Genomic DNA, 26904 nt, shown 5'->3' with positions numbered 1-26904 from the left:
AGTTATACCCTCTTTACAGTTGTCTTGACACTTATCTTTACATAAAATAAAAAAGAAAACAAGACTTGATGAACTAGAGAGGGAGAAGACAATGATTTATATGGATTATGCTGCGACATCACCGATGACGAAGGAGGCTCTTGCAGCTTATGTAGAGGTAGCACAGCGGTATTATGGAAATAGTGCAAGTCTTCATGATTTAGGAGGACAAGCCTATTATTTTGTCCAGCAATCAAGAGAGGTTGTAGCCAATGCTTTAGGCGTAAATAGTGACGGTATTATTTTTACAGGGAGCGGGACAGAAGGAAATATCCTGGCTATCTTGTCATTAGCGCTGGCCTCTAAAAAAGGAAAACACATTATTTCATCTCAAGCTGAGCATACGTCTGTGCATGCAGCGTTGAATACGCTTGAGAAAATGGGTTTTATAGTGACAAAATTGCCTTTACAGATGGATGGATGGATTGACCTTGAACAATTACAGCAAGCAATCCGCAAAGATACGGCTTTGATTACAATTCAACATGTCAATTCTGAAATTGGTGCTATTCAGCCTGTAGAGAAAATAATAGAGATGGCTAAAAAATCTGATGTTTTCAGCCATATTGACTGTGTACAATCATTTGGGAAGCTTGCTATACCAAGTGGAGTAGATGCCATCACAATCTCAGCTCATAAAATAGGTGGACCAAAGGGGTGTGGTGCTGTCTATCTGAATCCTGCGCTCCGAGTACCTGCCTTAACACCGGGTGTGACTCATGAGAGGGGTTTAAGAGGCGGCACATTAGATACACCAGCAATTGTAGCCTTTGCGGCAGCAATTGAAAACTATCAATATGAAAGACAACATTATGAGACTTTAAGAAGATTTTTGAAAAACAATTTGCCTGAAACATGCCAATTAATAGAATGTAACCAACAATTGCCTACTATTTGTGGCGTAATGATGGATAAAATAGAGGGACAATATGTTCTTTTAAAGTTAAATGAGGCAGGAATCTGTATTTCGACGGGTAGTGCATGTGATATTCATAGTGAATCTGGAACGAAAGCCATTTTATCAATGGGTTACTCTTTGGAAGCAGCACGCCAATTTTTTAGACTATCTTTTGGAGCTTCCACTACATTTGAAGAAATTCTAAGATTGAAACAAGAGCTTTTAACTATTTAATGAAACAACAAGTGAAGGGTTTTCTATACCCTTTCCTTGTTTAGAAATAGATTATAAGCTAAGAAAATAGGTGAAATAAAATAATTGTTTTCTTTTGAAACAACAATTGTTATAATATTTTGCAGGGCAATATTTTCTCTTACTTAGCAAAAATAACTTCAAAAAGTAATAATTTCTTTTTTTTATAAAAAAGTATTGCACAATGTGAGAAAACGTTATACAATAATTCTTGTCTTGAAGGACAGGTAAACAACTTCAAAACAAGATACATAAAGAAACTTCTGCTAAGAACGCAGAAGCCAGCACATCCATGTGCAAGTCTAGTGATGATGGCAAAGAGGTCACACCCGTTCCCATACCGAACACGGAAGTTAAGCTCTTTAGCGCCGATGGTAGTTGGGGGCTTCCCCCTGTGAGAGTAGGACGTCGCTAGGCATAATACCCAGGAGGATTAGCTCAGCTGGGAGAGCATCTGCCTTACAAGCAGAGGGTCGGCGGTTCGAGCCCGTCATCCTCCACCATATGCCGGTTTAGCTCAGCAGGTAGAGCAACTGACTTGTAATCAGTAGGTCGTGGGTTCGATTCCTATAGCCGGCACCATTTTTTAGAGCCATTAGCTCAGTTGGTAGAGCATCTGACTTTTAATCAGAGGGTCGAAGGTTCGAGTCCTTCATGGCTCACCATTTTTAAATAATAATAAGCGGGTGTGGCGGAATTGGCAGACGCACTAGACTTAGGATCTAGCGCCGCAAGGCGTGGGGGTTCGACTCCCTTCACCCGCACCATTATTTCATTGCCAGATAAAAAAACTTATGCACATGCGGAAGTAGTTCAGTGGTAGAACACCACCTTGCCAAGGTGGGGGTCGCGAGTTCGAACCTCGTCTTCCGCTCCAAATGTGCCGGGGTGGCGGAACTGGCAGACGCACAGGACTTAAAATCCTGCGGTAGGTGACTACCGTACCGGTTCGATTCCGGTCCTCGGCACCATTTTTAATGCGCCCGTAGCTCAATTGGATAGAGCGTCTGACTACGGATCAGAAGGTTATGGGTTCGACTCCTGTCGGGCGCGCCAAAAAGAACGGGAAGTAGCTCAGCTTGGTAGAGCACTTGGTTTGGGACCAAGGGGTCGCAGGTTCGAATCCTGTCTTCCCGACCATTTCCAAAGAAATTATGGGGCCTTAGCTCAGCTGGGAGAGCGCCTGCCTTGCACGCAGGAGGTCAGCGGTTCGATCCCGCTAGGCTCCACCATAATAAATTAACCAGTATAAAGATCCTGGCGGCGTAGCTCAGCTGGCTAGAGCGTACGGTTCATACCCGTAAGGTCGGGGGTTCGATCCCCTCTGCCGCCATCTTAAAGGACCTTTAGCTCAGTTGGTTAGAGCAGACGGCTCATAACCGTCCGGTCGCAGGTTCGAGTCCTGCAAGGTCCACCATTTATATATTGCAACGGAGGTATACCCAAGTCTGGCTGAAGGGATCGGTCTTGAAAACCGACAGGCGGGTAACACCGCGCGGGGGTTCGAATCCCTCTACCTCCTCCAGTTTTAAATCTTTATAAATGGTGCTTTAAAAACTCGAAACCGTATAAAATTATCGCGGGGTGGAGCAGTGGTAGCTCGTCGGGCTCATAACCCGAAGGTCGTTGGTTCAAATCCGGCCCCCGCAACCAAATGGTCCCGTGGTGTAGCGGTTAACATGCCTGCCTGTCACGCAGGAGATCGCCGGTTCGATCCCGGTCGGGACCGCCATTATTTTCATAAGAAGATATGAAAAGCAAAAGAAAATAAGCTTAGCATGGACGAAATGGGTCAGTAGCTCAGTTGGTAGAGCATTAGATTGAAGCTCTAAGTGTCGGCGGTTCGATTCCGTCCTGACCCACCATTTATGCGGGTGTAGTTTAATGGTAAAACCTCAGCCTTCCAAGCTGATGTCGTGGGTTCGATTCCCATCACCCGCTCCAAGGGCCTATAGCTCAGCTGGTTAGAGCGCACGCCTGATAAGCGTGAGGTCGATGGTTCGAGTCCATTTAGGCCCATCATTATTCCGAAGTAGCTCAGTTGGTAGTAGCACCTGACTGTTAATCAGGTTGTCGCAGGTTCGAGTCCTGCCTTCGGAGCCATTTTTATGTGGGGAAGTACTCAAGAGGCTGAAGAGGCGCCCCTGCTAAGGGTGTAGGTCGGGTAACCGGCGCGAGGGTTCAAATCCCTCCTTCTCCGCCATTGGCCCGTTGGTCAAGTGGTTAAGACACCGCCCTTTCACGGCGGTAACACGGGTTCGAATCCCGTACGGGTCATACTAAGTGCAGTAGATGAATTACATCTACTGCACTTTTTAATTGATTTGATAACATAGTTACTATAAAAATGAAGCCTTCACAGAACATCGAATCTGTGAAGGCTTGTTAATTATATAGGAAGTTAAGAAATTTTTCTCCCTTTTCCGTAGGGGATCATAAACGCATAACAAGGAACTTAGACAAATGTAAGTTCTGTATTGTATAATTTTGTATTTTGAAGCTAGATGGACTAAGCTAATGATAAAGGAGGGATAGGAATGAATGAAAAATTAAAGTGGGTGCACAATCAGCTGGATAAAGCAAATGACGGAACAGCTTTACTGCCATATTTTACATTGGAACAAGTAAAGAAAGTGGGGCAATTTCTACGTACATATGAGCAATTTGAAAAGACACCTCTCCATCATCTTGATTCACTTGCTTCATGGATGGGTGTAGAAAAAATTTTGGTAAAAGACGAATCCTATCGATTTGGCTTAAACGCATTTAAAGTATTAGGCGGAGTTTATGCAATTGCGCAGTATGTTGCCAATAGACTCCAGAAAAATATAGAGGAACTATCGTTTGAACAATTAAAATCATCAGAAGTAAAAGCGCAGATAGGTAATTTAACCTTTATTTCAACAACAGATGGTAACCATGGTCGTGGTGTGGCATGGGCGGCTCGTGAACTGGGGTATCAAGCGCGAATATATATGCCAGCTGGCAGTGCCGATGAACGTTTACAGCATATTAAAAAAGAAGGAGCCTATGCTGAAATAACGACAATGAATTATGATGAAACCGTGCGTTATACCTCGCAGCTAGCACAAGAAAATGGCTGGGTCCTGATTCAGGATACGATGTGGGATGGCTACGAAGAAATACCATTATGGATTATGCAAGGCTACACAACACTTGTACATGAAATCGTTGAACAGATGCAGCAAGCTCCGACACATGTATTTTTACAAGCTGGTGTTGGGTCATTTGCAGGGGCAGTAGTAGCTTTTTTACAACAATATTATGAGCAGGATATTACATTTGTGTTAGTTGAGCCACATGTTGCTAATTGTTATTATGAGAGCTTTAAGGCAGGTACTGAGCAATATGTAACTGTTGGTGGAGAGATGAAAACCATAATGGCGGGCCTTGCTTGCGGTGAACCTAATCCACAGGCTTGGCGACTCTTAAAAGCCCATATAAAAATAAGCATCTCCTGTGAAGAAGAAATAGCAGCAACAGGAATGCGCGTTCTTGCAAATCCATTGGCTTCAGACTCACGTATTATAGCAGGAGAATCAGGAGCGGCTCCGTTTGGTTGCTTTTATGAATTAATGACTAATGAACACTACAAAGATTTAATACTCGACCTACAGCTAGACGAACATGCGGGGGTGTTGTTTATTAATACAGAGGGTGACACAGATAAAAAGAATTATCATCACATAGTGTGGCATGGGAAATATGCGAATCAATGAACAGTAAGATAGCTGGATCATTTTTAAACTACCAAAACAATGCAGAAGAAACGAACTATTGCGAAATAAGAGTATCTCGCGATAGTTTATTTTTTCCTTGCTTATTTTACGATTGTAAAAGACCTTATTAGTGAATAGTAATATGGGCAATTTTAAAAGCACCATAATCATCTATTGTAACAGTATAGGTCTTATAGCAATCATAGAATTGATAATTTTCTTGTGCATCATAAAAATCACACGTTTCGTTCATATTCACATAGTATTGACCATTTGAAAATTGTACATCTAATACCCCATTGTTTTAAATAGAAGTAATATGTAATTTCATTACTATATTTCTCTAATTTTTGATAAGCTGAACTGCCAAGTGCAAGCATATCAGCAATCCAATAAAAATCACCCTCATTGAGTGCCATCTCATAATACAAACGGAATGCTTACACGAATTGACCAGCTAGTATAGCGTCTGCTTCGTTAGTGGATTCTGTTTCAATAATAGATAGTTGACTGTTTTCATAAACATTCGCAACAGCACGAACTTCATTTGCTGAAAGTGGCTTAGCAATCCATCCAAATTGGTCAAGCATACTGTAAAGAGGGATGGAGAAGGCAAAGTTAGTACTTGTTTTGTATGACTCTTATGGTGACAATTTGGGCACTTCATCCTATCACGTTCCTGTGAAATATTTATTATTCATATCGGCTTATAAAAACTCGGATTATAGATTTTTATGAAATTATATATTCTGAAAGGCTGATTATAGTTCGATTAATATTTTTTATTTTGTCTTGACCTTAACGTTGCGTCAAAGTTTACAGTAGCATTAAAGGAGGTGAGCACATGGAATATTCCATTCAGGAGCTTGCTCAATTGTCGGGTGTTAGCACGAGAACATTGCGTTATTATGATGAAATTGGGTTGCTGAAGCCAGCCAGAACAAATGAGGCAGGGTATCGATTCTATGGCCAATTGGAGGTCGATATGCTACAGCAGATTTTATTTTATCGTGCATTAGATATGAAACTTGCGACGATTCAAGCGATTATTAAGGCGCCAAATTTTCAACATGCAGAGGCGCTAAAAACACATAGAGCAGCTTTGCTTCAACGCCAGGAACAACTTGTAACAATCTTACAGACGGTAGAAAAAACAATACAATCCATTGAGGGGGAACAACCGATGTCCAATGAAGAAAAATTTAAGGGTTTTAAAGAAAGGTTAATCGAAGATAATGAAAAGCAATACGGACAAGAAATTCGTGCGAAATATGGAGAAGGCACAGTGGATGCTTCGAATGCTAAGCTTATGAATATGACAGAGCAACAATATCAGGCGATGCAAGAGCTAGAACAGCAAATGTTTGAGCGGTTAGCAGAGGCTATGGAGCTCGGGAATCCTACAAGTGACATTGCGATGGAAGTGGCAGAATTGCATAAACGCTGGCTAAGCTTTACATGGAATGAATATTCTCAAGAGGCCCATGCAGGACTTGCACAAATGTATATAGCTGACGAACGATTTACGGCTTATTATGATGAGCGAGGTGCAATGGGAACTGCACAATTTTTACACGATGCAATCATAGCTTACACGAGTAAATAAATAGGTCTTCCTTATGCTGACATGTTTTAGAAATCGTAAATTAGGAAAAAATGAAGGCATGAGGAGGAGATTTTTTTGGATCAACAAATAATGCAACAATTAAAAAGACAACTAGAGCAAGAATTGCAAGAAATTGAACGACGATTAGAGGAATCAGAGCGTCCCCAAGCGACAGAGCTATCTAATTATGATAATCATCCTGCTGATAATGCGAGTGATTTAACGGATCAGCTAACAGAAATGGCTATGGATGAGCATCTTGGCGACAATGCGGAGGAAATTAAAAAAGCTCTTCAAGCAATGGCAGACGGAACATATGGTAAATGTGTGGTCTGTGGTGAAGACATTCCATTAGGACGTTTAGAGGCTATGCCGCAAGCTCTGACATGCGTGGAGCATGCAGAACAGAAAGAAGAAAATTTACGACCGGTGGAAGAAGATGTACTATCTTCAACACCAAGATCTGATGATTTTATTGAACTTGAGGAATTTGGCTCTTCCGATACACCGCAAGATAAAATTTAGTAAGTTTTTCCTCGTGAAAGCAGTATAATAGCTGTAGAGGTGAGGATATGAAGATTATTGATTTACATTGTGATGCGCTTTTAAAATTAACAACTCTTGAAACGGCAAATTTTGCAGAGGATGAGCGTCTTCATACCAATCAAAAAAGACTGCAATTAGGGCAAATAGAGGCTCAAGTATTCGCCATCTTTATTGACCCAGAAATCCCACAAAATCTGCAATTTCTTGAGGTCATGCGCCAAATTGAAGCATTTCATACCCATGTTTTACAAACAGAGGGCATGGTGCATATAACAGATTGGGCGCAGTTAGACCGAATAGCTCCACATGAGATAGGAGCTATTTTAAGCTTAGAGGGCTGCAATGCCATTGGTGATGATTTAGCAAAACTGACAGCCGTACTAGATGCTGGTGTAAAATTAGTAGGCTTAACATGGAATGAAGAAAATGCTGTTGCACATGGAGCTGAACAGGATGCAAGTTTAGGATTGAAGCCGTTTGGTCAAGAAGTTATACAATTACTAAATGAGCGAGATATTATTATTGATGTCTCTCATCTGAATGAACAAAGCTTTTGGGACGTGTTGCCTTTAGCGAAGCATATTCTTGCAAGTCATAGTAATGCACGTACACTATGTGACCACCCACGTAATTTAACGGATGCCCAAGCAAAGGCGCTTGTAGAACATGGGGGACATATCCATGTAGTTTACTTCCCACCCTTCATTGGTAAAGATGCAACACTAGAACATTTAGTGGATCATGTGGAGCATTTAGCAAAATTAGTAGGTGTCGAGCACATAGGATTAGGTTCAGATTTCGATGGGATTGATAGGACTGTCAAAGGCTTAGCGCATGCAGGAGAAGCACAAAATTTAGTAGAGGCACTACGCTCACGTTTTTCAGCCGAAGAAGTGCATGGTATCGCAAGTCAAAATTTCAGACGTTATATAAAAAAAGCAGCAACCCGTTAAGGCTGCCGCATTTTTAATAAAAGAAATAATAAATTAATAAACCGATTCCTAATAGGAAGCCGAAGAATGTATTCGTTTGTGCTGTATATTTCATCGCAGGCATTACTTCTTTAGCTTCTTTTTTGTCTCGGAAAATTTGAATAGCACGTAATGGTTTTGGAATACTTAGGAAAATAATTAATGCCCAAAAAGTAATGCCATCAACTGCTACAAGGGCGATTACCCATAAATACGAGACGATAAAAAAGCCAGATAACACAGAAATCGCATTATCGCGTCCTACTAAAATAGCCAATGTTTTTCGTCCACCTTCTGTATCGCCAACAATATCACGGATATTGTTCGATAACATAATAGCACCGACTAAAATCATGCTTGGCACAGACAGCAATACAGCATCGAGTGTCACTGTAAGCGTTTGAATATAGAAGGCGATTAACACAATGCCCATGCCCATTACTGCCCCAGAAACAATTTCTCCAAATGGAGAATAGGCGATTGGATAAGGTCCACCTGTATATAAGAAACCAATAAGCATACAAACAAGCCCTACAGCTGCTAACCACCAAGATGTTGAGGCACATATGTAAATGCCAAGAAGCATAGCAATGGCATAGAAGCTTAACGCAATCAACATAATTGTTTTCGGCTGTACACCATGACGGACAATCGTTCCGCCAATTCCGACAGAATGCTCGTTATCTAATCCTAATTTGTAATCATAATATTCATTGAACATATTCGTTGCTGCTTGAATAAGCATACTTGCAATGAGCATAGCAAAAAATAGTCCAAAATCAATTGTTTCTTTTTCAATTGCTAGAGCAATTGCTGTCCCAAGAAATACGGGAACAAATGAAGCGGTTAAAGTATGTGGACGTGTTAAATGCCACCAAACTTTCAAACCCCTATCAGCTTCAATGACTTTGGTCATAAGGTCTTTCTCTCCTTCAAATGTTGTCGACTCTTCTTATTTTAAACGAAGAATGAGAAAATGGGTAGGTTCACAGCTTATTACATACTGTTTAATGAAAAAAAATGATACAATAGAACATGCATTTATGAACTGAAAATAAATAAGAATGATTAGCAACAGTACGAATAACAGTGTTGCCAACCAAAAAAATGATGTATTTTAATCATCATTGATTATGAACATTGCAGCAACGGAGGTAATTTTCATGCAACAGAAGTGGTACCAATCCACAGAGGTAGAAGTGGACTCTTTGGGCCAAAGCCTTCATTTTTATATGGAAACAATTGAAGTAAGTCGCTTATCTGCACTGGCGTTCTATGCAGCAGGCGAAGAGTGTTATAAAGGTGAACGATTTTATTGGCAAAATAGAGAAAAAACAATGACATTAGTTGGGCTAGGACATGCTCATACTATTCAAAACAATGCTCAACATGAACGTTTCGATGCTGTGGAAGCAGAATGGAAAAACTTAACGAAAAACTGTCCAAAAGGACAAAGTGAGTTACAGCCTATTTTGTTTGGTGGTTTTACATTTGATCCGCAAAATAATGTTGATGGAGAATGGACGGATTTTCCTGAGGCTTATTTTGCATTAGCAACATTTCAACTTGTGATTCGTGATGATAAAGCATACGTGAGTATTCATCTGTTGACACAAAATCATCAGGCTGAAGATCAGCTAGAAGTATTGAGAAAAGAGCGAGATCATTTAATTCATGCAGCCCAGGTTAAAGAAGTGAAAACGTATACAAAACCTGATATCACAAATTATTTCGAACCCTATAAGGAACCTTATTTAGCCTCGATTGACCAAGTGACAGCATTAATCAAACAGAAAAAAGCGGATAAAGTAGTTATTGCACGCTCACTTGCATTGCAATTTAAAGAGGATGTATCTGCACCACAAGTACTCTCTCAAATTATTCATGAGCAGCCAGAAAGCTATTTATTCGGTTTAGAGCATAAAGATTTATTGTTTTTTGGTGCATCACCTGAACGCCTTGTAAAAGTAGAAGAGGGTCGTGCGTTTTCTTCTTGCATTGCTGGCTCGATTAAACGAGGCAAGACGGCAGAGGAAGATGAGACTTATGGACAAAGTTTATTAAATGATCCGAAAAATAGTGGTGAACATCAGTATGTTGTCGATATGATTGTGGATACTTTCCGTAAAAATTGCGTGGACATGACAGTGCCAGATAGACCACGCCTATTAAAAATTCGTGATATTCAACATCTATATACACCTGTAGAAGGTCAATTAAATCAGAATGCTACAATTTTACAATTGACAAAATCATTACATCCTACACCAGCTTTAGGTGGTGTACCACGCAAAGAAGCATTGGCAGCCATTCGTAAGTATGAGCCGATGAATCGTGGTCTATATGCCGCGCCAATTGGCTGGTTAGACGCTGAAGGGAATGGTGAATTTGCAGTTGCGATACGTTCAGCTGCGTTACTAAGTGATAAAGCTTATTTATATGCAGGTGGAGGGATCGTAGCAGATTCAGAACCACAAGCTGAATATGAAGAAACATTAGTGAAATTCCGTCCAATGCTTCGTGCGCTAGGGGGACGATTACATGAGTGAACGAAAAAGATTAACAGATTATGTTTATAAAATGGTTGCATCATTAGTACAAGCCGGTGTAGAAAATGTTGTCGTCAGTCCAGGCTCACGTTCCACTCCTCTTGCCTATGCAGTTGCTTCAACGAAAGAAGTAAACATGTATCGTCAAGTAGATGAACGCTCAGCTGCATTTTTTGCGTTAGGCCTGGCTAAGGCTACTGCTAAGCCTGTTGTCCTCTTATGTACATCTGGTACAGCAGCAGCAAACTATTTTCCTGCGATTGTAGAAGCAAGCTATGCACGAGTTCCATTGATTGTCTTAACGGCAGATCGCCCTCATGAATTACGTGAGGTAGGTGCACCACAGGCTATCAATCAGCTTAATTTATATGGTTCACATGTGAAATGGAGTGTAGATTTTCCGTTAGCAGATGGGGCTGATCCGACATTACCTTTGATTGAGCGTCACCTTGCTCGTGCGGTAGCGATTGCCACAAGTGCACCATTTGGACCAGTACATATTAATGTACCTTTCCGCGAACCATTATTAATTGATTTACAGCATGAACTGCCAACAGTAACATTCAAACATAGCAGCATGGGACAACTAACCCCAACGTTGGCTAATCAGCAGGAACTTTCCTCTATACTACAATTGACTAAAAGAGGCTTTATTATAATTGGGGAATTAGCGCTTGGCACGGACTTATCCATCGTTTGGGAATTTGTCCGTCAGCTCAAGTGGCCAGTCCTTGTTGAAAGCTTATCGAATATGCGTGCATCTGTACCAGAGGATTGTTTACCATATATCGTAACAACCTATGATGCCATTATGAAAAGCGAGGATTTTAAAGCACTTGTTCAACCAGATACAGTATTACGTATTGGGGCCCAGCCCGTCTCAAAATTTATTATGCAATTCATCACAAAATCACAGCCAAACGCTTATGTGATTATCGATGAAGATCCTATGTTTAGAGATGCTACGGGCGTATCTACGCATTTTATTCATGCTACTATCGGTCAGTGGCTGACACAATTAGCTATCAATGATACAGCCCTTGAAGAAACATACTTAGCCAAATGGCAAAATGCGAATGAGCTGGCATCCATTTCTATTGAGCAGTATTCAGAAGTAGAGAAAGATGAAGGCGCTATAGTTAGCCGTTTACTTAAAATGATTCCTGACGGTAGTGATATCTTCGTTAGTAGCAGTATGCCAGTGCGTGATATCGATACATTTTTATTGGCCACACCGAAAGATTTGCGTATTTTTGCCAATCGAGGCACGAATGGAATCGATGGCGTAGTATCAACCGCGATGGGCTTCAGTCAAGGAAATAAAAGAGCAACCTATTTGCTGATTGGGGATTTAGCCTTTTTACATGATGTAAATGGATTGATTGCCTCCAGATATCAGAAGTGTAACTTAACCATTCTTGTCATGAATAATGATGGTGGCGGTATTTTTTCTTATTTACCACAGTCAACTGTCGAAGATCATTATGAAGATTTATTTGGCACACCGACTGCACTTGAATTCCGTGACATTGCCCATATGTATGAGATGGACTATGTGCGTGTGGAAACAATCTCCGAGCTTTCAGAGAAATTTTCAACAAAGCAACATCATCCTTTACGTTTGGTTGAAATATTTACCGATAGAACCGAAAATGTTAATGCTCATCGAGCGCTATGGAATCGAATTAATGCGGAGCTAAAAGCATGACAAAATGCATGATTCGAGGACTTGAAACGCATATTGAAATATGGAATGACAATAGTGAACATACACTTGTTGCGTTACATGGATTTACAGGCAGCACGGCTACATGGCACGATCTAGCGCAAGCTCTACCTAATGTTCGTGTTATTGCCATTGATTTAATTGGTCATGGTCAAACAGCTATTCCAGAGGATATACAGCGTTTCTCCATGGAGGAACAATTACAAGATTTAGAAGAATTATTTTGCCAGCTTCATCTAGAGAAATTTACGTTGTTAGGTTACTCAATGGGAGGAAGAATTGCCTTATCGTATGCTATTGCACACCCAGGTCATATTCAACAGCTTATCTTAGAAAGTGCTTCTCCAGGTTTACGAACAGCAGAAGAACGAAAGGAACGCTGTGAGCGAGATGAAGTACTGGCACAAAAAATAATGGCAAATGGGTTACAATCATTTGTCCATGCTTGGGAGAACATACCTCTTTTTGCAACACAGCATCGTCTTCCTAGAAGCGTACGAGAAACCATTCGAGCAGAAAGACTTTCTCAGAAAGAAGAGGGACTGGCTGGAAGCCTGAGAGGTATTGGAACAGGTGTTCAGCCTTCAAATTGGGAGAGCCTAGCGCAAGTGGAAATACCTGTACTACTCATTACTGGTTCATTGGATGAGAAATTTTGTAAAATTGCACTAGAAATGAAAGCGCTATTAAATACTGTTAGCCATCTTACAGTAAATGACGCTGGACATGCAATTCATGTGGAAAATCCCGCTGAATTTGCTACAATAGTAGAGGAGTATTTAACGTAATATACTGTTACGTTAGCGCCTCGCTAGTAACGAGACGAATTTATTGATATAGGAGGCAATTCAATGACACGTCAATGGACTACATTACATACTTATGAAGACATTAAGTATGAATTCTATAACGGTATCGCAAAAATTACGATTAACCGTCCAGAAGTGCGCAATGCATTCCGCCCGAAAACGGTAATGGAAATGATTGACGCATTCTCACGTGCACGCGATGACAAAAATATCGGTGTGATTATTTTAACTGGTGAAGGTGAACATGCTTTCTGCTCAGGCGGAGATCAAAAAGTTCGTGGTCATGGTGGCTACGTAGGCGATGATGAAATCCCACGTCTAAACGTTCTTGACTTACAACGTTTAATTCGTGTAATTCCAAAACCTGTAGTGGCAATGGTTGCAGGCTATGCAATTGGTGGAGGACATGTTTTACATGTTGTCTGTGACTTAACAATTGCTGCTGACAATGCCCGTTTTGGACAAACTGGACCAAAAGTAGGTTCATTTGATGCTGGTTACGGCTCAGGCTATCTTGCTCGTATTATTGGACATAAAAAGGCACGTGAAATTTGGTACCTTTGCCGTCAATACGATGCACAACAAGCACTTGATATGGGCTTAGTTAATACAGTTGTTCCTTATGAGCAATTAGAAGATGAAACCGTTCAATGGTGTGAAGAAATGCTACAAATGTCACCAACTGCACTACGCTTCTTAAAAGCAGCGATGAATGCAGATACTGACGGCTTAGCAGGTCTTCAACAAATGGCTGGTGACGCTACACTTCTTTACTACACTACAGATGAAGCAAAAGAAGGTCGCGACGCATTCAAAGAAAAACGTCAACCAGACTTTGGTCAATTCCCAAGATTCCCTTGATGATGAAAGGGTGTAAAGCTCGTATCTTTTTGGAGATACGAGCTTTTTGTATGCATGCAGGAGGAGTGTGGTGGATAGAACGCTCAAATTGGATGATAAAATGCAAAAAGAGGTTGATAAAATGCCAAAAGTGTTGGATAAAGCTCAAAATGTGAGGGATAGAGTAGTACTTTGAAAAAGAGAGATGGATAGAACAACGCTCAAAATTGGTGGATAAAATGCACAAAGTGTTGGATAGAACTCAAAATGTGAGGGATAGAGTAGTACTTTGAAAAAGAGAGGTGGATAGAACGCTCAAAATGGTGGATAAAATGCACAAAGTGTTGGATAGAACTCAAAATGTGAGGGATAGAGTAGTACTTTGAAAAAGAGAGGTGGATAGAACGCTCAAAATGGTGGATAAAATACAAAAAGAGGTTGATAAAACATCAAAAGTGTTGGATAGAACTCAAAATGTGGAGTACTTTGAAAAAGAGATGGATAGAGCGCTCAAAATGGTGGATAGAATGCAAAAAGAGGTTGATAAAACATCAAAAGTATTGGATAGAACTCAAGGTGTGAGGGATAGAGTAGTACTTTGAAAAAGAGATGGATAGAACGCTCAAAATAGTGGATAGAATGCAAAAAGAGGTTGATAAAACGTAAAAAGTGTTGGATAGAACTCAAAATGTGGGGGATAGAGCAGTACTTTGAAAAAGAGAGAAGGGTAGAGCGCTCAAATTGGAGGATAAAATGCAAAAAGAGGTTGATAAAACATCAAAAGTGGTGGATAGAATTCAAGGTGTGGGGATAGAGTAGTACTTTGAAAAAGAGAGAAGGAGAGAGCGATTAGCGGAACAGATAGACATACAAAAGGGCGAGAAAGACCATCGACTAATAGACAAAGTTGATGGGAAAGCGTTAAGATGTAGGGTGATTGGAGTGACAAAGATGTATCCAAATTGGATTTTACAACGAGCCTATTTAACACCATTACGGAAGGCATTGGCTTATAAAAAACAAAGCTGGACTTTTCAGGAACTACAGGATTTATCTATAAAACGTGCCCGACAATTAGTGGCACTCGGTATTCAACGGGGAGACCGAATTGCGATTATGGGACCAAGTAAGCCTGAACTAGTTATTGTGATGTATGCTTGTATGCATTTACAATGTGAGATGGTGATGCTTAATCGTAGACTATCACAGGATGAACTGGCTTATCAGCTAGAGGATTCAGGAGCGGTGTGCGTGTTGATTGCAGATGAGGATATAGAAAAGTTGCCACCTGAAACAGGTCATCATTTATTTTCAACGATTGAAGAGGGGGTTGAGCGCACCGTAGATATTGAAAAGGAGTGGCCTTTACATCAAACTACAACGATCATGTATACATCGGGTACTACTGGCTTTCCAAAGGGAGTTCGCCAAACGGTTGGGAATCATCAGGCGAGTGCGACTGCCTCTGTTTTAAACATTGGACTACAGGCTCAGGATGTTTGGTTATGTGCTGTACCATTATTCCATATTAGTGGATTTTCAATATTAGTACGTTCACTGCTGTATGGCAATCAGGTTGTTTTATACGATCAATTTGATGTAGAGGCTATCTCACAACATATTATAGTTGGGGAAGTAACTCATATGTCTGTTGTAGCAGTGACATTGGAACGGATTCTACATACGTTAGAGCAGCATAATACGAAAGCTTCGCCGCACTTTAAGTTGATGTTAGCTGGAGGTGGGCCAGTGCCCGTTGATTATTTAGTGAGAGCACATGCGTTAAACTTAGCTGTCGCGCAAACCTATGGCATGACAGAAACTTCCTCACAAACAGCTACATTGGCAAGTGAAGATGCCATGCGAAAAATTGGTTCTGCTGGCAAGCCTTTATTTTTTAATCAAATAAAGATTGCGCAGCCCAATGCGAAAGGTGAGGGAGAAATTTGTATTCGAGGGCCTCATGTTACTCCTGGCTATATTGGACGTTTTGCACAAAAAGATGCAACGATGGATGGCTGGCTGCATACGGGTGATATTGGTTATATCGATAAGGAAGGTTATTTATTCGTCATTGATCGTAGAGCAGATTTAATTATTTCAGGGGGAGAAAATATTTATCCAGCAGAAATAGAAAATGTGTTACTCACACATCCTGCTGTCAAAGAAGCGGGGGTATGTGGTGTGGCAGATGAGCAATGGGGACAGGTTCCGATTGCCTTTATCGTGTTACATGAGCAGGCATCTGTTGAGCAGCTCCAAGCCTTTTGTTTACAGAAACTTGCTAAATATAAAGTACCTAAAGAAATTATTATTACAGACAGTCTTCCGCGAAATGGTGCGGATAAATTGCTGAGACGAAAATTATTACAATAAAAAATTTGTGAAAGAAGTCTTCTTAAAATGAAGGCTTCTTTTTTATTCGCACTTTTAGCATGAAATTAATCATTCATTAACATAATAAAAAATGAGAGGCATAAACTAGTTAGTAAAGGAGAATGACTCATATGAGGAAATATATATATAATGTTGTCATTATAGTATTTGTTCTACAAATGAGTCATGTGCAAGTATTTGCAAACGATGAAAAAGATAATGTAGCAACTGCTCATTCAATTGAAACACTACAATCTCTCATTAATAAAGAAGTTACGCAGCTATCTTCGGAATTTTCCATTCGCTATACTGGTGACATAACTGAAATAAAAGATGGACTAACAGACATTACAAAAACTGCGATTCAAAACTCTTATATTTATACTAATATTTCTAGCTTTAAATGGAAGTACGATGGTTATAACAATAATATTGTCATTGCATTTGCATTTACCTATCATATTTCCCCAACAGAGGAAGCATTTGTAGGGCAAACTTTGGCGAATATTATTGCACCCATGCATGGATTAAGTGACATAGAAAAACTGCAGGCTGCACATGATTTTATTGTTTTAACTGCGGAATACTCCAAAGAAACAGAAGGAAGTCAATATTCCCCTTACACGTTACTAACAGAAAATAAGGGAGTTTGTCAGGCATATGCTTTAGTGCTTTATCGAATGTTAGAAATGTTGGGCTTTGAGGTACAATATGTGCCAGGAAAAGTGGGTGAACAGCTCCATGCCTGGGTATTAGTAAAGTTGGATCGTGATTGGTATCATATTGATGTCACTTGGGATGATCCATTGCCGGATCGTAAGGGAGAAGTACGCTATCAATATTTTTTAGTGTCGGATCGTCAATTAGCACAGGATCATACTTGGGACTACGCAAGTTTTCCTGCTGCAACAAGCGAGAAGTATACGGAGATGCTAGAAGAAACGAAAATACAGAGTGTAACAATGCCTTTACAAGCTAGCTTTACTGAAAATAAAGGAATCTCTATTATTGGAGAAAATAAGCTTTCAGTACAACAATTAGTGGAACAGCCGACAAAGCTTATTGCACAAAAAACAAATGATCCAAACACTTTAGTTCAGTTTGACTTTACTGAATGGACACCAATGTTAGTGGGAAGTATGTCCGTTTTTATTGCGATTCAGCCAAAAGTGATGCAGGATAAGGAACTAAAAACAACAAAATGCCGACCATCTTTTTATCGAACGGGGAAACGCATGCCACAAGAAAAATACGTCATAATAAAGGAGGTGTCCCATTCGTCGGGGCACCTCCTTACTCATAATATGTTGGTTTACACTGGCTTAATCTCTACTTATTGGCTCTTACTTGATTAATGTGCGTTTAACGCTTTTTCTAGTGTTTGAATATTTTTTTGCATCAAGGTGAAGTAGGTTTCTTTATTTTTTTCATCGTCAGCTGTTAATACACTTAAATTATGCAGGACAAGAGATTCTGCGCCAACTTCTTTTTGAATAACCTCTGCTAATTTAGAAGAAACATTTTGTTCAAATAAAATATAGTGAATATGCAATTCATTTGCTTTATCAACGATTTTTGTTAATTCTTTTTGAGATGGCTCATTTTGTGAATTTAAGCCGGCAATTGGCACTTGTGTAAAACCATATTGACCTGCAATATAGCCAAAGGCAGCATGTGATACAAAGAATGTTTTATTTGGTGCTTTGTCAGCCATTGCTTTGAAGTCATTATCCAAATCCTGCAGTTCTTTTACTAGTGCTTCATAATTCTCATTAAAAGTCGATTCTTGAGCAGGCATTTTTTCAACTAGTGTATTTTTAATAGCAAGTGCTAAATCCTGACTAATTGTAGGAGATAACCAAACATGTGGGTCGATATCGCCATGTTCATGCTCATCATGTCCGTGCTCATCAGCTTCATGATCGTGCTCTCCCTCTGTGGCAGCGTGATCGTGCTCATGATCGTGCTCTTCCTCTGTGGCAGCGTGATTATGCTCGTCATGCTCATCTTCTGCATGAACATGGCCTGTGCTGATAGCTAATTTTTCATCTGAAACTGTGTCAGCAGTTGCCACCATCGTGACATCTTCGTTTGCTAAAGTCTTTTTAGCGTTTTCGACAAAGCCTTCCAGTCCTAAGCCAATATAGAAGAAGATATTTGCATCTGCTAATTTCATCATATCTTTTTGAGTGGGTTCAAATGTATGCTCGTTCGCACCAGCTGGGTAAATAGAAGATACTTCAACAAAATCGCCACCAATGCGCTGTGCAAAATAGCTTAACGGATAAACCGTTGTATAGATGCTTAACGTATCCTTGTCATCAGACTTTTGGGAAGTGGAAGATTTGTCTCCACAAGCAGCAGTGAATAAGGCAAGGACTGCGACTAACAATAATAAATACAATTTTTTCATATAATCAGATACCTCTCTTAAATAGTAATCATTACGATTTATTTTTTAGAACAGTTATTATAATAACGCACAACTTAAAAAAGTACAAGAAAAAAATGCCCTCCGAAAGTTTAATTCTTTTTCGAAGGCCATTTTTCAGGCACAGGATCAAAGCCACCAGGATGAAACGGATGGCACTTCGATATACGTGTAATGGTTAAGATGGAGCCTTTCAATGCTCCATGCTTTTGAAAAGCTTCCAGCCCGTAAGAAGAACAAGTAGGATGGAAACGGCAAGTTGGTGGCGTCATAGGTGAAATGAATTTTCTATAAAACTGAATGAGCCAAATAAAGGGGTATTTCATCGTTGTTCTTCCTCTTGCTGAGACGTCATTTGTTCAGGTTTTGGATCAATAGTTTGTGTAAAGATATGATTTTTTTTCTTCAAAATAATAATGACAGAAAGACCAAACATTAACATCATCATGGCAATCATAATGATAATTGGTAAAGGTACACCCATTGCTTTCACTCCAAATTCAATAAATTATGATTAGTTATCCTCTTGATGATAGTTTTGCTGTGGTTTTTCATCAATAGTATGTTTAAAGGCATAGGCACGGTTGACACTGATAATCGTCGCAATAGTGATAAAGATAACAATGATAACTGCGACTATTAAGAGCGTAGTTAAACTCATAGTATTCACTCCGTTCTTTGTTCATCATACCTATTATAAATTATGTGGTTCTATTAATTGTGAAGGAAGTTTGACATTAAAGCGAATAAAACAACTTCGTTCTCTCCATACTATGGAAAAAGGAGTGAATCATAAAGATGGATCGTCAGCGCGTATATTTTTCACTTGCCAATAGAACCTATTATACAAATCCTTATGCTGGGCCGTGGAATTTTGAACTGAATGTAGATCGACAGGCATTAGATGTATTTGAGAGAATCTTTCAGCAAATGCAGCTGCTAGAAATTTCAAATGCATGGCGTGCACAATTACCGTATATACAGTATCACTTAGACAGGGAAAATGATGAAATCGATAAGCGATTAATGAAAATTTATGCACTCGTTCATGAATATGGGGATGATGACACAAAGGCATTTGTTGAGCAGCTTCCTTATTTCAATAAACGTGTCTAGCGGAACGGGAAAAGGGCACTGCATCGGCAGTGCCCTTTTTCATAGTGTTGAAAAACAAAACCATCCATAGAATTTATGTTAAAGGTGAAAATGGATTTCCATGGCAGGCTACTTGCTTTCCTGTGGGCGAGCCGCTTCATGCAGGGGCGCTCGCCCACGGAGTCAAATAGCCTCCCAATCCATAAAAATATTTCTTTTTAGCAAGGTTTTCAAATAAAGTGAGGGTATTCACTACTCTTTATGGAGGGGTGCTGTCACTCATCACTTCTCCACATGGTTGATGAGACCCTGTGAGTGAAGCGGCTCATCGGGCATTCCCTGGAAGGGACGCTGGCGGAACGGAAATCAACCCTCGCCTTTCAAAATGGTTGTTTCTGCTGTTGACATCACCTTTTTTACCATTAACAAATGGCCTTTAAAACCGTAAATACTGCTTCTCTAGGAACAATGACGGGAATAGTGAGTTGATCTTTAATCATGTTTTTCATTGTTGTGGAATAACCCATACAATCAAGAATGAGCAAATCAGCTCCTTGATATTCTAATAGCTGTGCTTTTGCTAATAAATGTTGTGCATTAAAATGATAGGGTGAGCTAGCTGAAAAGGTGACAACGAACTGTGCACTTTGCCATTTCTCCGCAACAGTTTGTTGTTGCTCAGGCTCAGGGCCTATTAAACCAAGTGCTAATTCTGTTTGTAACCCTTTCACTAAATTTGTCATCATGCGATCAGGTAGTAACAGGTTTTTACATGACAGCTTATTCGTAAAATCTCCTGTACACATAAGCAAAACCCAAGTGAATTCATGTAAATCATCAATGCATGTCTGAATATAGGGCATCAGCTTTTGTTTACTTAGCTTGACTTGTTGTCCATTTGTCAAAAGTGTTACTAAAACATCTGTGTCTTCACTAGAGGGTGAAAGGGAAGTGATTTCGGCTGGAGAGAGTGAATCCAGTACGCCAAACTCATGAATATGTAAACCAGATGCTCTTAATTGCTGAATATCCTCCGCCATATCTTTGCGAGGCGCTTGACCAATTGTGACTACGGCAATTTTTGAATGTTTCAATAAGCTCACTCCGCTTCGTAATATTTTTGTCCATTGACATACGTTTGTAAGACCTTTGCTTCTGTTTCAAAAATAGGGTGTGACCAAACAACAAAATCAGCATCCTTGCCTTCCTCAAGGCTGCCAATGCGGTGATCTAGCTGTACAAGCTCAGCGGCATTTATTGTAATACTTTTTAAGGCGGTGTCCTCATCTAAACCATAGCGAATAGCTTCAGTAGCACAATATTTTAAGTACTGAATTGGTACGAATGGATGGTCTGTCATGATGGCAAATGGGATATTATGCTCTTTAAAAATGGCTGCAATCGCTGGTGTAGAATTACGTGTTTCATATTTAGATGGGGTTAACATATAGGGCCCAAGTGTCGCATGAAAGCCACTGTTCTTTACCGCATCGACTATTAAATAGCCTTCTGTGCAATGCTCTAAATGGAGCTTCACATTAAATTCTTTAGCAATTCTTATAGCTGTCATAATGTCATCTGCTCTGTGACAATGAAGGCGAAGGGGCATGTCACCTCGTAGCACTTCAATGAATGGACGCAACTCTGAATTTTGTTTAATTTGCTCAGCTCGTTGTTGTTCATTCAGTTGACTTGCACGTTGGAAACCATCACGTAAAAGCTGGGCAATGGCCATGCGAGTCCTTGGCTTTCGTTTGTATTGATTGCCAAAAACATTCTTTGGATTTTCTCCTAACGCGCCCTTTAAACCGCTTCGTTCTACTAAAACACGAGAGGTAAGAGTGGGCCCTGCTGTTTTAAGAATACTCCAAATGCCCCCAATGACATTGGCACTACCTGGACCAGTTTGTACAGTCGTCACACCGCCTTCTAACGCATGTTGGAAGGAAAAGTGTCGGATATCTACACTATCTAGAGCGTGCATAAGAGGTGTAAAGGGCTCGCTATATTCATTAGCATCATTAATGTCTTCAGTAACCTCTGCCCATGTCCCAACATGGGCGTGAATATCAATTAAGCCTGGTGTGACATAAGCTCCCTGAAGATCGACTAACTCTGCTTGAGGAGGATAATCTTTGGCTGGACCGACATAGACTATACGTCCATCTTCGATCCATAACTGTTCAAAAATATCATTTTGTTCATTGACTGTGAGAAACTTTGCATGATGATAAATAATCATTCTGAGAACCCTTCTTCCCTTGCATAAACTTTTGTTCCTTTAATAAAAGTAGCTACAACCTGTGCATCTAAATTTAATGGATGCTTATCCCATATGACAAAATCAGCTAGAAGGCCATCACGAATAGTGCCAGTTTTATGAGCGATTCCAAGGAAATTAGCAGCTCCTGTTGTTAGTGCATACAGAACATCCTGACGTGTCAGCCCTTCTCTTACAGCTAAGCAACCTTCTAATGTTAGGTGAGAGGTGCTACTAACAGGATGATCCGTACAAAAAACAAACGGAGTATGTTGTTGGGACAACTGGCGGTATAGTTTTGGTGATAATGCCATCATCTCGTTATGCTCGATATATCGAAACGTTGGGCCAGCAATGACCGTATTGAAGGATGTCCCTTGAAGCAGTGAAGCTTCAGTGCCGTGAATAATATGAAAATCAAAAGTAGACTTAAACTCTTGTTGAAGACGGTCAATGAATTCAAGATCCACAGCTTTATGTGCCCGTATGACAATTTTCTTAATTAAAGGTTCTTGCTGCTGAATCTGTTGCAATGTTTCTCTTAAAATTTTGGCAATCCCCATACGGGTTAGTGGCTTTCTCTTTTCAGCGAAAAAAGTGCTTTTTGCTTGGTGTCCAATGGAGAAGGAATAAGCAATATCTTTGGCAATGACCATTTCATCAACCGTTGTATGTGTATGATGAATAATAGCTGTTTTTGCACCGACCAAGCTTTTAGGGGAGGGAACGATATGAGAGGCTGTCACCCCATGGGAGATAGCTTTTTGAAAGGCAGCATCGAATGGATAAATGCCATCAACTACAGAATAGTCCAGATGTGAGTCAAATTCATAGCTATCATCTCCCTCCCAACGAATCCCTATTTCAGCTAAGCCAATTTGTGAACAACTGTCGATAAGGCCAGGTGTAATATAATAGCCATCTAAATCGATGTCTATTTCAGACGTTGTAGAAGATGGAGCAAAGTATTGCCCCTGTACTTGAAATGACTGTTTGTTAAAGCTACGTGTCTCAGAGTTAAAAACAAGTCCATTTATATATCGAGTCATGGGATTAAATCTCTCCTTATGAAGAGAAAAGCGGAGACAAGCATCTCCACTTTTCCAGTTAATTATTTAGAAATGGATACGTTCGTACCGTTTGGATGTACAATTTGTACGGAGTTGTCAGTAGAAACCTCAAAGCCCTGTACTTTTTTGTTTACACCTGCAACGGTTTGTGTTGCTTCTAATTCAATACGCGGAACATCTGCTAAAATCAGTTTTAATGCTTCTTGGTATAATTTAGCACGTTCTTCCTGTACCACTGTTTCAGATACGGCACGCTCTAATAATTTATCTACCTCTGGGTTGCTATAGCCTTTCCCATTACCTAACGCACCGATTTGATTTGTGTGGAATAATTGATATAGGAAGAAATAAGGATCTGGATACCAAGTCCAGCCACCAATATTCATTGGAGCGTTCCCTTTTGCAACAGTATCACTGTAAGTACCCCATTCAAGCACTTTAATTTCCACATCAATGTTTAAGTTTTTCTTTAATTGACTTTGGAAAATCGTTGCGTAAGGCACACGTGCTTCTGATACATAAATCTCTGTTTTGAAGCCATCAGGATAACCAGCCTCTGCTAGCAATTTTTTTGCTTCTTCTGGATTATATTTTGGTACTAAATCAACTAATGATTTATCATATCCCCATGAACCTGGTGGTAATGGTAAATAAGAAACATCACCGCCACCCCATTGGTTAACACCAGAAATGATTTCCTCAACATTTGTTGCCATATAAAGTGCCTCGCGAACACGTTTGTCAGCAGTCGGACCAACTTTGTTGTTAAGGTCAAGATAAACAATAGATAAACCTGGATTCGTTAAAAGCTCAAGGTTGCTATCTTGGTTAATAATTTCTCTGTTTTGGCCTTTGACATCCATGGCAATATCTATATCACCAGAACGTAATGCATTTGTCATCATATTTTGATCGGAGATAAACTTCATGGATAAATTATCAACGTGAGGTTTTTCACCCCAATAATTGTCATGGCGAACTAGTTTTACTTCTTGGTCTTTTTTCCATTCTGTTAACTGGAATGGGCCTGTACCAATGAAGTGTTCTGAGAAGTTATCGCCCCAGCCTTCAACCTCTTCTTTTGGAATAATGATATTTCCTGCATCCGTTAGCATAGCAAGAAGGGCAGCATTCGGTGTAGTTAAGTGAATTTCTATTTCATAATCTGACAACACTTTAACTTCTGTCACACCACTTAAACGATTCATAGCGGATTCTTTGGCGGAGCGCTCTAAAGAATATTTCACATCTTCCGCTGTCATTTCACGGCCATCCTGGTATTGCCCCTTTTGGAATTTCACACCCTCACGTAATTTGAACGTATAGACTAACATATCATCTGACACTTTCCATTCTGTTGCTAAAGAGGGGATGATATCTGATAGATCTTTGTTATAAACAACTAAAGTATCACCCATTTGACGCATAACTTGCGATTCATAAACCCCTGTATATTTGATAGGGTCAAATGTTTTGGCATTGGCTGAAAGACCAACATTTAATTTGCCACCTGAAGTGACTTCTCCATCTTTTTCATTTGAAGAATTACTTTTTTCTGTGTTCCCACCACAAGCTGCTAAAACACCAATTAATAAAGTTAAAAAGAGTAGTAGTAAAGGTTTTTTTACGTTTATCTTCTTCATCTGCATAAGCCTCCTTTATTTTGTTTCACAATATGAACCGTTGATTCAAAAATGATAGGTTCGAATTAAAATTAGCACATTTGTAAATAGAAAGTAAATATAAAATTAAAAAAATTCAGAAAAAATATATTTACAAATAATTATCACATGGTGTAGCATGTGGTTATTCACAATATGAATCACTGATTCTAATAATGAAAAGGAGGTCTTAATAAGATGGGCTCATTTATTTTAAAAAGGTTAGTCAACCTTATCCCGACACTGCTAGTAGTAGGAATCATCGTCTTCATTATTACGCGGATGATTCCAGGTGACCCAGCTTCAGTAATGCTTGGGCCACAAGCCAGTGTGGAAGATGTAGAGAATTTAAGAGAAGAGCTAGGATTAAATAAATCAATGCCTTCGCAATTTATTTCATATGTAGGAGACTTAGCACAGTTAAATTTAGGATATTCCTATTCTTATAGTGAGTCTGTCATCGGGCTTATTATAGAAAGATTCCCTAACACAGTGATACTAGCATTGGCAGCCTTGTTTATAGCGGTTGTGGTCGGTATCCCAGCAGGAATATTAGCTGCTAGAAAGCAAAATACAATCATTGATTATATTGTCATGCTTGTATCATTAGTTGGTGTATCCATGCCCATTTTTTGGTTGGGGATCATGCTTGTTTTATTCTTTAGTGTCAATCTTGGTTGGTTCCCAGCCACTGGAATGGGCAACATCAGTGATGGTCTATGGACCTATTTGAAACATTTAATTTTGCCAGCATTTGCATTAGCAACGATTCCAATGGCGACATTTGCACGGATTACCCGTTCAAGCATGTTAGAGGTTATTTCGCAAGATTATATTAAAACAGCTCGTTCTAAAGGCATTAAAGAATATTTAGTGATTGGTAAACATGCCTTTAAAAATGCGCTAACACCTATTTTAACGGTATTAGGGATGCAGATATCCAATTTACTGGGGGGAGCGGTTTTAACAGAAACGATTTTTAGTTGGCCTGGAATGGGGCGACTAATTGTAGATGCCATTGATAAACGTGATTTTGTTGTTGTACAAGGTACTGTTATTTTCATCGCATTTATCTTTGTACTTGTTAACTTAGTAGTGGACGTGCTTTATAAAGTTGTCAATCCTAAGGTCAATTTAGAATCGGATGGAGGGAAAAAATAACAATGACTCAAGCAATCGTCAATGAAACAAGAAAAAGAAATACGTTGTTGCGCAAGTTGCTAAAAAATAAATTAGCGACAATTGGGTTAGTCATTGTCACCTTGATGGCCATTGTTGCAATTTTTGCACCATTGATTGCTACCCATCCACCAAATGAAATGATCGTTGGCAAATCATTTTTACCAATGAACACAGAAGGGCATTTGCTAGGAACGGATAATTATGGACGTGATTTGTTTAGTCGTTTAGTTTACGGTACACAAATATCGATGATTGTCGGCATTGCAGCGGTGCTATTTGGAGCTGTGTTTGGAACATTATTAGGGTTAGTGTCAGGGTATTTCGGTGGTCGCATTGATTCGATCATTATGCGTACGATGGATGGTCTTTTTGCATTCCCATTCATTTTACTTGCTATTACACTAATGACGGTATTAGGGCAAGGACTTGTCAACGTTATTGTTGCTATTGGTGTTGCAAACATTCCAGGGTTCGCAAGACTTGTTCGTGGTCAGGTTTTAAGTGTAAAAGAAGAAGAATTCATCGAAGTGACGCATTCTCTAGGTGCTACACATAGTCGAATTATTTTTAGCCATATATTACCGAACTGTTTAGCTCCTTTAATTGTTTATGGAACGATGAGTACAGCGGGCGCTATTATTTCGGAGGCGGCACTGAGCTTTTTAGGATTAGGAGTTCAACCGCCAACAGCTTCGTGGGGTAGTATTTTAAAAGATGGTAAAGATTTTTTAGTATTAAATCCTCAAATGGCGACATTTTCAGGAATCTGTATTTTATTAACAGTTCTTGGTATTAACCTTTTAGGAGATGGATTACGTGATGCGTTAGATCCGAAAATGAAAGTTTAATGGAA

General features: G+C 39.7%; 24 protein-coding genes, 20 tRNA genes and 1 rRNA gene. 36 read left to right on the top strand and 9 right to left on the bottom strand.

Annotation, left to right across the window (positions count from 1 at the left end):
• Nucleotides 1–100 precede the first annotated feature (100 nt).
• From MHI04_RS17230 to MHI04_RS17105, 26 genes are all read left to right on the top strand, one after another.
• The gene (locus tag MHI04_RS17230; protein WP_082673677.1) at nt 101–1171 is read left to right on the top strand and encodes a cysteine desulfurase family protein; all 1071 of its coding nucleotides are present in this window, start codon (nt 101–103) and stop codon (nt 1169–1171) included.
• Nucleotides 1172–1490: 319 nt separating this feature from the next.
• Nucleotides 1491–1606: ribosomal RNA gene (gene rrf / locus MHI04_RS17225) — 5S ribosomal RNA — on the top strand.
• A 10-nt stretch (nt 1607–1616) separates the two neighbouring features.
• A tRNA-Val gene (locus tag MHI04_RS17220) sits at nt 1617–1692 on the top strand.
• 3 nt (nt 1693–1695) lie between these two features.
• Nucleotides 1696–1771, top strand: a tRNA-Thr gene (locus MHI04_RS17215).
• A gap of 7 nt (nt 1772–1778) precedes the next feature.
• Nucleotides 1779–1854: transfer RNA gene (locus MHI04_RS17210), tRNA-Lys, on the top strand.
• A gap of 17 nt (nt 1855–1871) precedes the next feature.
• A tRNA-Leu gene (locus MHI04_RS17205) sits at nt 1872–1956 on the top strand.
• Nucleotides 1957–1991: 35 nt separating this feature from the next.
• Nucleotides 1992–2066: transfer RNA gene (locus MHI04_RS17200), tRNA-Gly, on the top strand.
• Nucleotides 2067–2071: 5 nt separating this feature from the next.
• A tRNA-Leu gene (locus MHI04_RS17195) sits at nt 2072–2160 on the top strand.
• Between the two features lie 8 nt (nt 2161–2168).
• Nucleotides 2169–2245: transfer RNA gene (locus tag MHI04_RS17190), tRNA-Arg, on the top strand.
• 7 nt (nt 2246–2252) lie between these two features.
• Nucleotides 2253–2329: transfer RNA gene (locus tag MHI04_RS17185), tRNA-Pro, on the top strand.
• A 16-nt stretch (nt 2330–2345) separates the two neighbouring features.
• Nucleotides 2346–2421, top strand: a tRNA-Ala gene (locus MHI04_RS17180).
• A 27-nt stretch (nt 2422–2448) separates the two neighbouring features.
• A tRNA-Met gene (locus tag MHI04_RS17175) sits at nt 2449–2522 on the top strand.
• Between the two features lie 7 nt (nt 2523–2529).
• Nucleotides 2530–2606 (top strand) — tRNA-Ile (locus MHI04_RS17170).
• Nucleotides 2607–2621: 15 nt separating this feature from the next.
• Nucleotides 2622–2714 (top strand) — tRNA-Ser (locus MHI04_RS17165).
• A 53-nt stretch (nt 2715–2767) separates the two neighbouring features.
• A tRNA-Met gene (locus MHI04_RS17160) sits at nt 2768–2842 on the top strand.
• Between the two features lie 3 nt (nt 2843–2845).
• A tRNA-Asp gene (locus tag MHI04_RS17155) sits at nt 2846–2921 on the top strand.
• A 57-nt stretch (nt 2922–2978) separates the two neighbouring features.
• Nucleotides 2979–3054 (top strand) — tRNA-Phe (locus tag MHI04_RS17150).
• A gap of 5 nt (nt 3055–3059) precedes the next feature.
• Nucleotides 3060–3133: transfer RNA gene (locus MHI04_RS17145), tRNA-Gly, on the top strand.
• 1 nt (nt 3134) lies between these two features.
• Nucleotides 3135–3208 (top strand) — tRNA-Ile (locus MHI04_RS17140).
• Nucleotides 3209–3215: 7 nt separating this feature from the next.
• Nucleotides 3216–3292 (top strand) — tRNA-Asn (locus MHI04_RS17135).
• Between the two features lie 9 nt (nt 3293–3301).
• A tRNA-Ser gene (locus MHI04_RS17130) sits at nt 3302–3392 on the top strand.
• 2 nt (nt 3393–3394) lie between these two features.
• Nucleotides 3395–3466: transfer RNA gene (locus tag MHI04_RS17125), tRNA-Glu, on the top strand.
• A 260-nt stretch (nt 3467–3726) separates the two neighbouring features.
• Nucleotides 3727–4929, top strand: coding sequence for a diaminopropionate ammonia-lyase (locus MHI04_RS17120; protein ID WP_342535048.1), 1203 nt, complete (start codon nt 3727–3729; stop codon nt 4927–4929).
• An 844-nt stretch (nt 4930–5773) separates the two neighbouring features.
• Entirely contained in the window at nt 5774–6535 is a 762-nt protein-coding gene (locus MHI04_RS17115) for a MerR family transcriptional regulator (RefSeq protein WP_036123132.1), read from the top strand.
• Nucleotides 6536–6610: 75 nt separating this feature from the next.
• Complete coding sequence (locus MHI04_RS17110) at nt 6611–7060, top strand: TraR/DksA C4-type zinc finger protein (RefSeq protein WP_089934527.1); 450 nt, start codon at nt 6611–6613, stop codon at nt 7058–7060.
• 47 nt (nt 7061–7107) lie between these two features.
• The gene (locus tag MHI04_RS17105; RefSeq protein ID WP_089934526.1) at nt 7108–8034 is read left to right on the top strand and encodes a dipeptidase; all 927 of its coding nucleotides are present in this window, start codon (nt 7108–7110) and stop codon (nt 8032–8034) included.
• 13 nt (nt 8035–8047) lie between these two features.
• Here MHI04_RS17105 and MHI04_RS17100 read toward each other — a convergent pair whose 3' ends face one another.
• Nucleotides 8048–8968 carry a 1,4-dihydroxy-2-naphthoate polyprenyltransferase gene (locus MHI04_RS17100; protein WP_036123142.1) on the bottom strand — a complete coding sequence of 307 codons (921 nt, stop codon included), beginning with the start codon at nt 8966–8968 and terminating at the stop codon, nt 8048–8050.
• A gap of 247 nt (nt 8969–9215) precedes the next feature.
• Between MHI04_RS17100 and MHI04_RS17095 the strand changes: the two genes are divergently transcribed.
• From MHI04_RS17095 to MHI04_RS17065, 7 genes are all read left to right on the top strand, one after another.
• Complete coding sequence (locus MHI04_RS17095) at nt 9216–10601, top strand: isochorismate synthase (RefSeq protein ID WP_271910758.1); 1386 nt, start codon at nt 9216–9218, stop codon at nt 10599–10601.
• Nucleotides 10594–12309: a 2-succinyl-5-enolpyruvyl-6-hydroxy-3-cyclohexene-1-carboxylic-acid synthase gene (gene menD, locus MHI04_RS17090; RefSeq protein WP_271910756.1), complete on the top strand. Its 1716-nt coding sequence runs from the start codon at nt 10594–10596 to the stop codon at nt 12307–12309. Before MHI04_RS17095 ends, menD begins: the two co-directional genes overlap by 8 nt.
• Nucleotides 12306–13115 (top strand): 2-succinyl-6-hydroxy-2,4-cyclohexadiene-1-carboxylate synthase, encoded by an 810-nt coding sequence (gene menH / locus MHI04_RS17085; protein ID WP_089934524.1) that lies wholly within the window; start codon nt 12306–12308, stop codon nt 13113–13115. The genes menD and menH overlap by 4 nt, the downstream gene beginning before the upstream one ends.
• A 63-nt stretch (nt 13116–13178) precedes the next feature.
• Nucleotides 13179–13997, top strand: a complete 819-nt coding sequence (menB, locus tag MHI04_RS17080; protein ID WP_036123154.1) for a 1,4-dihydroxy-2-naphthoyl-CoA synthase — start codon at nt 13179–13181, stop codon at nt 13995–13997.
• A 392-nt stretch (nt 13998–14389) separates the two neighbouring features.
• Nucleotides 14390–14578, top strand: coding sequence for a hypothetical protein (locus tag MHI04_RS17075; RefSeq protein WP_342535047.1), 189 nt, complete (start codon nt 14390–14392; stop codon nt 14576–14578).
• 349 nt (nt 14579–14927) lie between these two features.
• Nucleotides 14928–16352 carry an o-succinylbenzoate--CoA ligase gene (locus MHI04_RS17070; RefSeq protein WP_342535046.1) on the top strand — a complete coding sequence of 475 codons (1425 nt, stop codon included), beginning with the start codon at nt 14928–14930 and terminating at the stop codon, nt 16350–16352.
• A 131-nt stretch (nt 16353–16483) separates the two neighbouring features.
• Nucleotides 16484–17707 (top strand): transglutaminase domain-containing protein, encoded by a 1224-nt coding sequence (locus MHI04_RS17065; protein WP_271910752.1) that lies wholly within the window; start codon nt 16484–16486, stop codon nt 17705–17707.
• Here MHI04_RS17065 and MHI04_RS17060 read toward each other — a convergent pair.
• The 4 genes from MHI04_RS17060 to ytzI all read right to left on the bottom strand — a co-directional run bounded on the left by MHI04_RS17060 (nt 17704) and on the right by ytzI (nt 19444).
• Nucleotides 17704–18765 carry a zinc ABC transporter substrate-binding protein gene (locus MHI04_RS17060; protein WP_089934515.1) on the bottom strand — a complete coding sequence of 354 codons (1062 nt, stop codon included), beginning with the start codon at nt 18763–18765 and terminating at the stop codon, nt 17704–17706. The two genes, MHI04_RS17065 and MHI04_RS17060, sit on opposite strands and share 4 nt — an antisense overlap.
• A gap of 110 nt (nt 18766–18875) precedes the next feature.
• Complete coding sequence (gene yidD / locus MHI04_RS17055; RefSeq protein ID WP_036123166.1) at nt 18876–19109, bottom strand: membrane protein insertion efficiency factor YidD; 234 nt, start codon at nt 19107–19109, stop codon at nt 18876–18878.
• Nucleotides 19106–19267 (bottom strand): hypothetical protein, encoded by a 162-nt coding sequence (locus MHI04_RS17050; protein WP_180957787.1) that lies wholly within the window; start codon nt 19265–19267, stop codon nt 19106–19108. The genes yidD and MHI04_RS17050 overlap by 4 nt, the downstream gene beginning before the upstream one ends.
• Before the next feature lie 30 nt (nt 19268–19297).
• A complete protein-coding gene (ytzI, locus tag MHI04_RS17045) occupies nt 19298–19444 on the bottom strand; it encodes a YtzI protein (RefSeq protein ID WP_271910751.1) in 147 nt (48 codons plus the stop codon).
• A 137-nt stretch (nt 19445–19581) separates the two neighbouring features.
• On the opposite strand from ytzI, the gene MHI04_RS17040 reads away from it, so the two are divergent.
• The gene (locus MHI04_RS17040; protein ID WP_016992524.1) at nt 19582–19899 is read left to right on the top strand and encodes a hypothetical protein; all 318 of its coding nucleotides are present in this window, start codon (nt 19582–19584) and stop codon (nt 19897–19899) included.
• 401 nt (nt 19900–20300) lie between these two features.
• Here MHI04_RS17040 and MHI04_RS17035 read toward each other — a convergent pair whose 3' ends face one another.
• The 4 genes from MHI04_RS17035 to MHI04_RS17020 form a co-directional block, all read right to left on the bottom strand.
• Complete coding sequence (locus MHI04_RS17035) at nt 20301–20981, bottom strand: AroM family protein (protein ID WP_342535045.1); 681 nt, start codon at nt 20979–20981, stop codon at nt 20301–20303.
• The gene (locus MHI04_RS17030) at nt 20978–22120 is read right to left on the bottom strand and encodes an amidohydrolase (protein ID WP_342535044.1); all 1143 of its coding nucleotides are present in this window, start codon (nt 22118–22120) and stop codon (nt 20978–20980) included. The genes MHI04_RS17035 and MHI04_RS17030 overlap by 4 nt, the downstream gene beginning before the upstream one ends.
• Nucleotides 22117–23187, bottom strand: coding sequence for an amidohydrolase family protein (locus tag MHI04_RS17025; protein ID WP_036118719.1), 1071 nt, complete (start codon nt 23185–23187; stop codon nt 22117–22119). The genes MHI04_RS17030 and MHI04_RS17025 overlap by 4 nt, the downstream gene beginning before the upstream one ends.
• A gap of 62 nt (nt 23188–23249) precedes the next feature.
• Entirely contained in the window at nt 23250–24851 is a 1602-nt protein-coding gene (locus MHI04_RS17020) for an ABC transporter substrate-binding protein (RefSeq protein WP_141905357.1), read from the bottom strand.
• A 216-nt stretch (nt 24852–25067) separates the two neighbouring features.
• On the opposite strand from MHI04_RS17020, the gene MHI04_RS17015 reads away from it, so the two are divergent.
• Together MHI04_RS17015 and MHI04_RS17010 are read left to right on the top strand one after the other, a co-directional pair.
• Complete coding sequence (locus MHI04_RS17015) at nt 25068–26030, top strand: ABC transporter permease (protein WP_036118726.1); 963 nt, start codon at nt 25068–25070, stop codon at nt 26028–26030.
• A 2-nt stretch (nt 26031–26032) separates the two neighbouring features.
• On the top strand, nt 26033–26899 hold the full coding sequence (locus tag MHI04_RS17010) for an ABC transporter permease (RefSeq protein ID WP_342535043.1): 867 nt from the start codon (nt 26033–26035) through the stop codon (nt 26897–26899).
• Nucleotides 26900–26904 lie beyond the last annotated feature (5 nt).

The sequence above is a fragment of the Lysinibacillus sp. FSL K6-1151 genome (genome assembly GCF_038630755.1).
Classification (GTDB): Bacteria; Bacillota; Bacilli; order Bacillales_A; family Planococcaceae; genus Lysinibacillus; species Lysinibacillus fusiformis_D.
The sequence above is the reverse complement of the archived record's forward strand: the minus strand, read 5'-3'. Positions and strand labels throughout refer to the sequence as shown.

Coding starts and splice junctions, on each gene's coding strand:
- MHI04_RS17025 (WP_036118719.1), bottom strand. CDS start 23,187: ATGACTCGATATATAAATGGACTTGTTTTTAACTCTGAGACACGTAGC.
- MHI04_RS17100 (WP_036123142.1), bottom strand. CDS start 8,968: ATGACCAAAGTCATTGAAGCTGATAGGGGTTTGAAAGTTTGGTGGCAT.
- MHI04_RS17060 (WP_089934515.1), bottom strand. CDS start 18,765: ATGAAAAAATTGTATTTATTATTGTTAGTCGCAGTCCTTGCCTTATTC.
- MHI04_RS17095 (WP_271910758.1), top strand. CDS start 9,216: ATGCAACAGAAGTGGTACCAATCCACAGAGGTAGAAGTGGACTCTTTG.
- menB (WP_036123154.1), top strand. CDS start 13,179: ATGACACGTCAATGGACTACATTACATACTTATGAAGACATTAAGTAT.
- MHI04_RS17115 (WP_036123132.1), top strand. CDS start 5,774: ATGGAATATTCCATTCAGGAGCTTGCTCAATTGTCGGGTGTTAGCACG.
- MHI04_RS17105 (WP_089934526.1), top strand. CDS start 7,108: ATGAAGATTATTGATTTACATTGTGATGCGCTTTTAAAATTAACAACT.
- MHI04_RS17075 (WP_342535047.1), top strand. CDS start 14,390: ATGGTGGATAAAATACAAAAAGAGGTTGATAAAACATCAAAAGTGTTG.
- MHI04_RS17120 (WP_342535048.1), top strand. CDS start 3,727: ATGAATGAAAAATTAAAGTGGGTGCACAATCAGCTGGATAAAGCAAAT.
- yidD (WP_036123166.1), bottom strand. CDS start 19,109: ATGAAATACCCCTTTATTTGGCTCATTCAGTTTTATAGAAAATTCATT.
- menD (WP_271910756.1), top strand. CDS start 10,594: ATGAGTGAACGAAAAAGATTAACAGATTATGTTTATAAAATGGTTGCA.
- MHI04_RS17030 (WP_342535044.1), bottom strand. CDS start 22,120: ATGATTATTTATCATCATGCAAAGTTTCTCACAGTCAATGAACAAAAT.
- MHI04_RS17010 (WP_342535043.1), top strand. CDS start 26,033: ATGACTCAAGCAATCGTCAATGAAACAAGAAAAAGAAATACGTTGTTG.
- MHI04_RS17040 (WP_016992524.1), top strand. CDS start 19,582: ATGGATCGTCAGCGCGTATATTTTTCACTTGCCAATAGAACCTATTAT.
- MHI04_RS17020 (WP_141905357.1), bottom strand. CDS start 24,851: ATGAAGAAGATAAACGTAAAAAAACCTTTACTACTACTCTTTTTAACT.
- MHI04_RS17230 (WP_082673677.1), top strand. CDS start 101: ATGGATTATGCTGCGACATCACCGATGACGAAGGAGGCTCTTGCAGCT.
- MHI04_RS17015 (WP_036118726.1), top strand. CDS start 25,068: ATGGGCTCATTTATTTTAAAAAGGTTAGTCAACCTTATCCCGACACTG.
- ytzI (WP_271910751.1), bottom strand. CDS start 19,444: ATGAGTTTAACTACGCTCTTAATAGTCGCAGTTATCATTGTTATCTTT.
- MHI04_RS17065 (WP_271910752.1), top strand. CDS start 16,484: ATGAGGAAATATATATATAATGTTGTCATTATAGTATTTGTTCTACAA.
- MHI04_RS17070 (WP_342535046.1), top strand. CDS start 14,928: ATGTATCCAAATTGGATTTTACAACGAGCCTATTTAACACCATTACGG.
- MHI04_RS17050 (WP_180957787.1), bottom strand. CDS start 19,267: ATGGGTGTACCTTTACCAATTATCATTATGATTGCCATGATGATGTTA.
- menH (WP_089934524.1), top strand. CDS start 12,306: ATGACAAAATGCATGATTCGAGGACTTGAAACGCATATTGAAATATGG.